Genomic DNA, 250 nt, shown 5'->3' with positions numbered 1-250 from the left:
CAGTGGCTGTACGACAACACCTTCGCCAATGCCACCAGCGCCAGGCTGCTGGACGGCGGCAACGGGTTCGCCGACGCCTATGGCGGGGTGCCGTTCCCGATTCCGAAGAGCGGCGTGGAGGCGCTGTGGAACCACGTCGCCCGCTACCGCGGCACCTATGTCGTGCGCCGCGCTTCGGAAGTCGCGGTACAGCGCAACGGTAGCTACTCGCTGGTGACCTCGCAGCAGGAAGCGCTGTTCAAGTACTACC

The 250-nt window shown here is 66.0% G+C and carries 1 protein-coding gene; it reads left to right on the top strand.

The features are described 5' to 3' along the window. Positions 1-250, top strand: a 250-nt coding sequence (locus ACLJNW_RS27195; RefSeq protein ID WP_410961663.1) for a DUF1329 domain-containing protein, incomplete at both ends; no start/stop codon positions are given.

Origin of the sequence: Salmonella sp. SAL4457, from assembly GCF_046548235.1 — a bacterium.
Taxonomy (GTDB): domain Bacteria; phylum Pseudomonadota; class Gammaproteobacteria; order Enterobacterales; family Enterobacteriaceae; genus Salmonella; species Salmonella enterica.
Note: the sequence above shows the minus strand (reverse complement) of the source record. Positions and strands in the feature narration are given on the sequence as shown.